This is a genomic window from Halodesulfurarchaeum sp. (assembly GCF_036626455.1).
Taxonomy (GTDB): Archaea; Halobacteriota; Halobacteria; order Halobacteriales; family Halobacteriaceae; genus Halodesulfurarchaeum.
This window is the reverse complement of record NZ_JAZKRK010000005.1, coordinates 88319-96056: the sequence shown is the minus strand read 5'-3', so window position 1 is coordinate 96056 and position 7738 is coordinate 88319. Positions and strand designations below refer to the sequence as shown.

The following is a 7738-nucleotide window of genomic DNA, read 5'->3' as shown; positions in this document are numbered from 1 at the left end:
CCCCCCCCAGTCTCCCACCCCTTTCGGCAATCGCTCCTTTAATCCGGACTTTTAGCCTGCAGGAGTTCCATGGTGAGACCGCGATGCACTCGTATGGTTAGCGCTACCTATCGAAACCGAAAACGGTTTTTTCCTCGTCTATGGGTGCTGGCACGCCGTTATCCCAAAAACAATCAAGCAAGCCGAGTCCTTCATGGACGCCCCTGTTCGAACCCCGTTAGGCAGTACCCATCTCAGTGTCCTGGACACGGAGACCGTCCACGAAATCGCCGACTACCTCGACGTTTGACTCGAACTTTTCGCACCCGCCCACTGCACCGGGCGGGCCGTTAAACGGGTTCTTGCTGACCGACTCCAGCGGGTATTCATCGATGTAGGCGTCTGGAACGCGGGGAATTGGTAACCCGACTGTCACTCAAAAATGCTCGTCGTAGCCGTCTTCGGCCATCTCCTCGACTGCATCAGCGACTTCCTCGACGATCGCCTGACGTAAGGCGAGATCGGACATGTCGAAATACTCGTCGACCCCCGCTTTGACCTCCCGGACCATCTGATCGGTGAACTCCGGAATCGACTGCTCCTCCAACCCATCGTATTCATAGGCGTGATCGTAGATGTACTGGCGGGTCGAACTGTCGAGGTTCTTTGCTTCGGTTTTGTAGTCTGAGTCGCTCATGTGGATATGTAATGGTTGTTTGCTGTTAGTTTCACCGAATCGATGCCGTCTCCCAACGGGACCTTGGAAGGCAATAGATGTACGGGTTGGGGTCAATTCCAGTGTTTTGATACCGGCGACATGGTTGCAAGTTACTCACATGCAGCCGTTCCAGCAGCCGGAAATCTGACGACCCGCTTTACTCACCGGCCAAAACCTCCTCTCATGGACGTGTTGATCGAAATGGGCCTTCGTCTTCATTTTTCCGTATCTATGGACCCAGACGTGTGCCGAGGGAAACGTTCTTGTCCGCGTTGGACACCCACACACATATGAGTGCGCCTGAGCCGGATGTCATCCCCGCCTCGGACCGGGAGTATTTCGACACCGGCGAGTCCGCACCTCAAATCGGTTGGGAAGACAGACTGGCCGTGGTTGTCGTCGATCTGAGCGAAGCCTTCAGCGGGGAACGACCCGAAGTCGACGATCCATTTGTCGAACACACGGCCTCTGACGCTGATCGATCGGTGATTTCTCACGATGTCTCCCTGTTCGACACGGACAGGAAGTACACAGACGGCACGGCAATCGAGGAGGCGCGTGACCACCTGCGAATGGAATCGGACGACCCGGCATGAACCGGCCGATCGATCGGGAGCGCCTGTGGGGGCTCTGGCGTCGGACCCTTTCGCTCTCCTGGCCGATCACTATTCAGCACGGGTTCACGACCCTGATGCGGACTGTCGATATCATTGTCGCGGGCCTATTCGCCCCAGCGTACGTCACGGCGATCGGGCTGGCGGACCTGTATGGACAGATTCCCCTCAGGATCGGGCTTGGGCTTGGTGCCGGGTCCATCGCACTTTCCAGCCAAGATACTGGACGAGAGGCACAAGAGACGCGAAATCGAGCGATCACGCAAGCAATGTTACTGGGATTTCTCGTTGGAATTCCCCTCATCGGTCTCGGCATCCTGTTTTCGGAGTTTTTCATCGACGTGCTGGGCGCCGAACAAAACGTGATCCAGTTGGGGGCCACGTATCTCACGCTCATCCTGGCGGCATCACCACTCCGGATCGTCGGCCTCGTCGGTGCCCGCTCGTTGCAAGGCACAGGGGATACGTTCACTCCAATGCTCGTGAACGGTGGTGCGAGTTTGTTCAATGCGATCGCCACCGTGGTTTTGGCCCTCGGCCTGGGACCTGTACCCCGATTTGGGATCATCGGCATCGGGCTTGCGACACTCCTGGCCAGGACTGTCGAAGCGATGGCGGTTACCATCGCGATCGCGAGTCCGTTTACGAATCCCTCCTTTGAACGCCCCAGATCAGTGTTGATCACCCGACAGCTCGTGGAAATCAGCATCCCGAATTTCGCCGAGGGAATGAGTACGTCTATCGCGAACTTCCCGTTTAACGCGCTGTTGCTCCTGTTCGGGACGGAGGTGACGGCCGCCTATCATATCGGCCGGCGGATCTATCAGCAACTGACCGGCCCGATCTATCGGGCGATGAACACCGTCGCCAGCATCTTGGTGGGGCAAGCCCTGGGAGCGGGCGATCCCGCAAAAGCCCGATACACAGGGTTTGGAATTGCAGCCCTGAGTATTCTGACTATGAGTATCGCAGGCGGGGTTCTGATCCTCGGTGCGCGACCGATCGCGGGGGTGTTCACAAGCGATCCAGAAACCCTCGGTTACGCAATCACGTTCACAAAAATCTTCGGCGTTTCGATGGTGTCCTTCGGTATATTCTCCCCGTTCGCGGGGAGCCTTCGGGGCGCTGGAGACACTCGGACGCCGTTTTATGCCCGAGCGATCGGAACGTTCGGATCCATGCTCGGACTGTCATACCTGCTTGCCGTCATCCTGAACTGGGGGCTGCTCGGGGTGTACGTGGGACTCCTGTTGAGTTTCATCGTCTGGGCGATCATCGTCACTGGCGGGTTCCTCTGGGGGGACTGGGCCGAACTCGCTGCTGGGTTAATGGCTGAGCGATCCGAAGCACGTGTGTAAACTACCCTACCCTTACCGAAGCGAACGGCGATAGCTCGGAACGAAGTTCCGCGAACCATTCGAGCGGGCCTTCGACCCGCGAGAAAAAGCCGTGAGCGAGTAGAGTGGGCTAGTTTACTCCTCGAACTGCTCGCGCAGGTCCTCGGGAAGCGACTCAACGATCTCGTCACCCGGGAACGATTGCAGGTTCTCCGGCGTGAGTTCCGCGTAATACCGGTGCTTCGTCGTGGCATCTTCCTTGGCCCAGTCACTCCCCATGTATGCGAGGATATCCGCATCAAGGGACAACAGCCGGCCGTCCATCCCACCGGTCGTCACATGGGCGGTCTCCACGCCGGCAAAGTAGTACGTCGTGCCTTCGAACTCGAAGGATTCGATGACGCTCAGTTCGATGTTTCCAACCGCGTCCGCGAGGAGTGGGACATCGATTTCCTTGCCGGGCACCGTCTCCAGGCCGAGGTGATCGATCTTGTCGATATCACGACCGCTCACCATGCCAGCGAGTGTGAGAGCGTCGACCAATTCGGTCGAGGGGGCTGCCATGACGAACTCCGGGTTCGCTTCGATGATGTCGTAGGTGTAGCTCTTCTGGCTCACGGCCAACATATACCGAAACGGATCGTAGCCGGCGACCATCCACCACGACGCAGTCATGATGTTCGAACCCGTTTCATCGCTGTTGCTCACGACGAGTGCTGGGACGTTAGGTTTGAAGAGCGTTGAGGAGTCGAACTCGCTGATCTCGTCGAAATGCGAAGGCCGATTTCCGTCAGTCATTGGATACCTCCTTGTCGGTGGTAGGTCCCAATTGGCGTTCCGGTTCCCGAACCACCCGCCTCAATTTTCCTCCGAGGACTACAGGAAAACCGTGATGAGAATGCCAATAATCGCCACAGTTCCCAGAACAGCGGTCACAACCTGTCCCAGTTGCCGGGTTCCCAAAACCCAGGTGATGCCCGCTTTGACGGCCGTATTAGCCACCGCTGCGATGACGATCCCGGTCGTCGCGACCTCTCGAGTAATCTCGCCGTCCGCCGCAAGCGTACTCAGCGTGAGGGTTATCGCGTCGACATCCGCCAGGCCTGAAATAAAGGCCGTTCCGTAGACGCCTGAAACGCCCAGATAGGCGTTCGCGTACTCTGAGACGAGCAGCACGGCCGCAAACACGGCACCGAAGACGAGGGCCGTTCTGAGGTGAAACGGGTTTTTCAGGGTCGTATCAACATCGTGATCGATCTCGATCCGCCAGTACACGATAGCCCCAATGACCGCACCAGCGACGGTCATTGCCCCGAGCGGAATAATTACGAGTGGCAACAGACTGGGGTTGATGACCGCGACTTCAACGAGCGCTCGAGGAAACATCACGACCGACGCAATGACCGCAGAGAAGGCCGTGACGTGATAAAGAGTTGGCGCAGCACGGGTGCGTTCGGCCATCGAAACAGCCGTCGCCGTCGACGAAACGAACCCACCCAGGACGCCTGTCAGAACAAGCCCCCGCTGGGGCCCAATGGTTTTTCCGAGGACGTATGCTCCAAAACTCAATCCGGAGACGAACACGACCATCAACCAGACGTAGCGTGGATTGAGCCCCAGCAGGAGGTCCATACTTCGGTCAGGGAGCAGAGGGAGCACGATCAGGACCACCACGATAAACTTCACGCTGGCCCGGCGTTCATCCTCGCCGATGCTTTCGGCGATCGTATGAATGCGGCTCTTTGCGGTGAGCAACACCACCATGACGCCGGTCACGACGATCGCCGCGATCATCGCCCGTTCGGAGTGAACTGTCATTGCACCCAAAACGACCGTGATAAGTGCGGCTACCAACGTCGTGAGTCCGAGATCGCCCTCCAGATACACCTTCCCAGAATACGCGACTGTGAGCGGCAGTGCGATCGCCAGTAGCGCGAGCGCGAATCCGTCCGGAAAAAAGGTGTAGACGAGTCCGCCATAGAGGGCGAACAGCGGGAACGTGCGGCTTCCAGCGAAAATGCCAGCGGAGTCGCTTTGTTCGCGTTCCATCCCAATGATTACCCCGATGCCGAAAGCAACGGCCAGGGAGAGTCCAACCGAAAGGGATGGAACCGCCATACTGGGTGTTAGAATGGTATTCACCTAACGTTTCGGTGCCAAATCGGGAATACTTGGGGCATATTTCACCCTGTAGCAAATAACACACCGGGAATGGGGACCAATCAACGGCAAAAACCTCGATTTCCACGCTGTATCTTTATGATGAAACCGGGAGAAAGAGACGAACATGGGATCCGGTGGTAATACCACACCCGACAGATCCGGGAGTGAACAACTTCACGAGAGCGCGACTGAGGTCTTTCCAGGTGGCGTGTCCCACAATATTCGCTATCACGACCCGCATCCCCTCTACGTGGATCACGCAACCGGGGCCACGATCCGAGACGTGGACGGGAACGAGTACGTCGACTACTGGATGAATCACCAAACGAGCATCCTGGGGCATGCCTACCCGGACGTCGTCGAGGCCGTGCAAGCGCAGGCGGCTGATGGCCTCCATTATGGCATCCCGAACGAACTGGGACTGGAATTCGGGCGACAGATCCTCCAGCGATTCCCCTCGGCAGAGCGCCTTCGATTTTCCTCCTCAGGGACCGAAGCGACGATGTACGCTGTCCGGATCGCTCGGGCCACAACCGGGAACTCGCACATTCTCAAAGCCGAAGGTGGGTGGCATGGGGGCAATACGGATCTGTCGAAGGCCGTTCACAGTCCCTTCGACCAACCGACGACGAGTGGCCTTCCCCCCGATGTAGCGGACCATGTGCACGCGTTTCCGTTGAATGATGAAGCTGCCGTGACCGAGCTCCTCGAAACGTACGACGTAGCTGGCATCATCGTCGAACCCATGCTATTGGCCGGTGGAGGCATGCAATGCACGGAATCGTTCCTCGATTTCCTCCGTGCGGAGACACGGGCCCGCGACGCGATGTTGATATTCGACGAGGTCGTGACGGGTTTCAGAGTGTCACCGGGCAGTTATCAGGCTCGTATCGGTATCGAACCTGATCTAACCACGTTCGGAAAAGTGGCTGGGGGTGGGCTGCCAGTCGGGGGCCTCGCCGGTCGTGAGGATCTCTTCGAGTCGACAAAGCCAGTTGGTGTGCCTGCAGACGAGGCAGTCCTGGCTGGTGGCGGGACGTTCACGATGAACCCGATGACGGCCACTGCCGGGTTAGCGACCCTCGAAGTGCTCGAAGAGAAGCCGGTTTACGAGTACACGGAGTCCCAGTCCGAACGGGTCAGAGCGGGGTTTGCAGAGATATTCGCTGACCTCGGTGTCGAGGCCGAGGTTCTCGGAACGAGTTCGTTGTTCCTTCCGGTGTTCCAGCCAGAAGAACCGCTGACCGACGTCGGTGCTGTAGAAACCGAAACGAACCGATCAGCGCTCCTCGAATTCCACGACCGGCTCATCGATCGGGGGCATTACCATCTCCCCGGTCACATGGGGAGCATTTCCTTCCAGACAACTGAAGCACAGATAGAAGACCTGCTCGAATCCAGTCGCGATGTAGTTCGCGAACTCACCACGGAGGACATACTATGACACTCACCGCAGTTCAATACGGCGTCGGACCGATCGGCAAACGCATCGTCCAGGTCGCTCACGACCGGGGAATCGAATTCGTCGGGGCCATCGACATCGACCCCGAGAAGGTCGGCCAAGATCTCGGGACAGTTGCGGAACTCGGAACAGAACTGGGCGTCGAAATCACGGATGATCCGGACGTCGCGTTGGCAGCATCGCCTGACGTGGTCTTTCACTCGACCATTTCGGACGTCACGGCTATCGACGAGCAGATCAAAGCCGCGGTCGCCGCTGGGGCGGATGTGATCTCCACAACGGAGGAACTCTCCTACCCCTGGTACCACAATCCCCAAGCAGCCACCAAACTCGACGAAATCGCCAGTTCCCACGGGCAAACAGTGCTCGGAACGGGCATCAATCCGGGCTACGCGATGGACACCCTGCCCGCGGTGCTGACGGCGCCGTGCCAGGCAGTCGAATCGGTTAGTGTGACGCGGGTTCAGAACGCCAGCCAGCGGCGGAAACCCCTCCAGGAGAAGGTCGGGGCAGGACTCTCCGAGCAGCGGTGGAACGAGGAAATCGCCCCCGAAGCGGGGCACGTCGGTTTGCCGGAATCGATCGCGATGCTCGCCGCGGCGCTGGACTGGACCCTGACCGGCATCGAGGAGACGATCGAACCAGTCATTGTAGAGACCCGCACCGAGAGCGAGTATTTCACCGCCGAGGCTGGCGATGTGGCTGGCATCCACCAGGTCGGAACGGGGTTCGTCGACGGTGAACCGGCTATCGAACTCGATCTGAGCATGTATCTCGGAGCGGATCATCCCCGCGATCAGATCGAAATCACCGGGAGACCCGACCTCACCGTAACCGTCGACGGAGGTTTCCACGGCGACGTGACGACGCCAGCGGTAGTCGTGAATTCGGTCCCGCGCGTGCGGGACGGAGACCCAGGACTGGCGACGATGATCGACTTGGCAACGCCCCGGTATCCCGAAGCGCCCTAATCAGTTCGGGGCTGGCGTTCGGTCTCGTGGGCGGCTTGAATAAGGGATTCGTAGGCAGTGAGCACGTCCTTTTGGGAAACAATGCCGATTACCTCGTACTCGTCGACGATGGCCAGTTGTTCGACCCCTTCCTCGTTCATTCGCCTGACGGCACTTCGGACCGGTCGGTCTTGTTCGATGGTCAACAGCGGCCGAGACATATATTCGGTCACAACGATTTCGGACAGAATTCGACTCGATTCCGCGACCGCCTGGAGGAGGTCCTGTGGGGTGATAATCCCCATCGGGACCGCCTCATCAGAGTGGACGATCAGACTCCCGACGCCCGTCTCGTAGAGTTTGGTCCCGACGTCCGTCAGGGTTTGATTGGCCCCGATGGTGACGACATCGGTCTCCATGAGGTCCGAGACGAGTGGGTTCATAAGTAACGAGTTGCAGGCGGCAATTAAATAAATGGCTTACCGTGACGACTGCACAGAAACCGACACTGTGGC

9 protein-coding genes are annotated in these 7738 nt (G+C 58.4%); 4 read left to right on the top strand and 5 right to left on the bottom strand.

Annotation, left to right across the window (positions count from 1 at the left end; translation table 11 throughout):
- Positions 1-217: 217 nt before the first annotated feature.
- Entirely contained in the window at positions 218-415 is a 198-nt protein-coding gene (locus V5A26_RS03155) for a hypothetical protein (RefSeq protein ID WP_332322212.1), read from the bottom strand.
- Positions 416-676, bottom strand: coding sequence for a hypothetical protein (locus V5A26_RS03150; protein ID WP_332320633.1), 261 nt, complete (start codon positions 674-676; stop codon positions 416-418).
- A gap of 311 nt (positions 677-987) precedes the next feature.
- On the opposite strand from V5A26_RS03150, the gene V5A26_RS03145 reads away from it, so the two are divergent.
- Both V5A26_RS03145 and V5A26_RS03140 read left to right on the top strand, forming a co-directional pair.
- Complete coding sequence (locus V5A26_RS03145; protein ID WP_332320634.1) at positions 988-1293, top strand: hypothetical protein; 306 nt, start codon at positions 988-990, stop codon at positions 1291-1293.
- Positions 1290-2669 (top strand): MATE family efflux transporter, encoded by a 1380-nt coding sequence (locus V5A26_RS03140; RefSeq protein WP_332320635.1) that lies wholly within the window; start codon positions 1290-1292, stop codon positions 2667-2669. Before V5A26_RS03145 ends, V5A26_RS03140 begins: the two co-directional genes overlap by 4 nt.
- 114 nt (positions 2670-2783) lie before the next feature.
- Here the strand turns inward: V5A26_RS03140 and V5A26_RS03135 are convergent, their stop codons facing one another.
- The gene (locus tag V5A26_RS03135; RefSeq protein ID WP_332320636.1) at positions 2784-3446 is read right to left on the bottom strand and encodes a flavin reductase family protein; all 663 of its coding nucleotides are present in this window, start codon (positions 3444-3446) and stop codon (positions 2784-2786) included.
- A gap of 78 nt (positions 3447-3524) precedes the next feature.
- Complete coding sequence (locus V5A26_RS03130) at positions 3525-4766, bottom strand: MgtC/SapB family protein (protein ID WP_332320637.1); 1242 nt, start codon at positions 4764-4766, stop codon at positions 3525-3527.
- Positions 4767-4935: 169 nt separating this feature from the next.
- On the opposite strand from V5A26_RS03130, the gene V5A26_RS03125 reads away from it, so the two are divergent.
- Both V5A26_RS03125 and V5A26_RS03120 read left to right on the top strand, forming a co-directional pair.
- Entirely contained in the window at positions 4936-6255 is a 1320-nt protein-coding gene (locus V5A26_RS03125; protein ID WP_332320638.1) for an aspartate aminotransferase family protein, read from the top strand.
- The gene (locus tag V5A26_RS03120) at positions 6252-7244 is read left to right on the top strand and encodes an NAD(P)H-dependent amine dehydrogenase family protein (protein WP_332320639.1); all 993 of its coding nucleotides are present in this window, start codon (positions 6252-6254) and stop codon (positions 7242-7244) included. The genes V5A26_RS03125 and V5A26_RS03120 overlap by 4 nt, the downstream gene beginning before the upstream one ends.
- Here the strand turns inward: V5A26_RS03120 and V5A26_RS03115 are convergent.
- Positions 7241-7666, bottom strand: coding sequence for a CBS domain-containing protein (locus V5A26_RS03115; RefSeq protein WP_332320640.1), 426 nt, complete (start codon positions 7664-7666; stop codon positions 7241-7243). The two genes, V5A26_RS03120 and V5A26_RS03115, sit on opposite strands and share 4 nt — an antisense overlap.
- Positions 7667-7738 lie beyond the last annotated feature (72 nt).

What these genes read in the sequence shown, in the direction of transcription:
- V5A26_RS03140 (WP_332320635.1), top strand. Translation starts at nt 1,290, where the DNA reads ATGAACCGGCCGATCGATCGGGAGCGCCTGTGGGGGCTCTGGCGTCGG.
- V5A26_RS03135 (WP_332320636.1), bottom strand. Translation starts at nt 3,446, where the DNA reads ATGACTGACGGAAATCGGCCTTCGCATTTCGACGAGATCAGCGAGTTC.
- V5A26_RS03130 (WP_332320637.1), bottom strand. Translation starts at nt 4,766, where the DNA reads ATGGCGGTTCCATCCCTTTCGGTTGGACTCTCCCTGGCCGTTGCTTTC.
- V5A26_RS03145 (WP_332320634.1), top strand. Translation starts at nt 988, where the DNA reads ATGAGTGCGCCTGAGCCGGATGTCATCCCCGCCTCGGACCGGGAGTAT.
- V5A26_RS03150 (WP_332320633.1), bottom strand. Translation starts at nt 676, where the DNA reads ATGAGCGACTCAGACTACAAAACCGAAGCAAAGAACCTCGACAGTTCG.
- V5A26_RS03115 (WP_332320640.1), bottom strand. Translation starts at nt 7,666, where the DNA reads ATGAACCCACTCGTCTCGGACCTCATGGAGACCGATGTCGTCACCATC.
- V5A26_RS03120 (WP_332320639.1), top strand. Translation starts at nt 6,252, where the DNA reads ATGACACTCACCGCAGTTCAATACGGCGTCGGACCGATCGGCAAACGC.
- V5A26_RS03125 (WP_332320638.1), top strand. Translation starts at nt 4,936, where the DNA reads ATGGGATCCGGTGGTAATACCACACCCGACAGATCCGGGAGTGAACAA.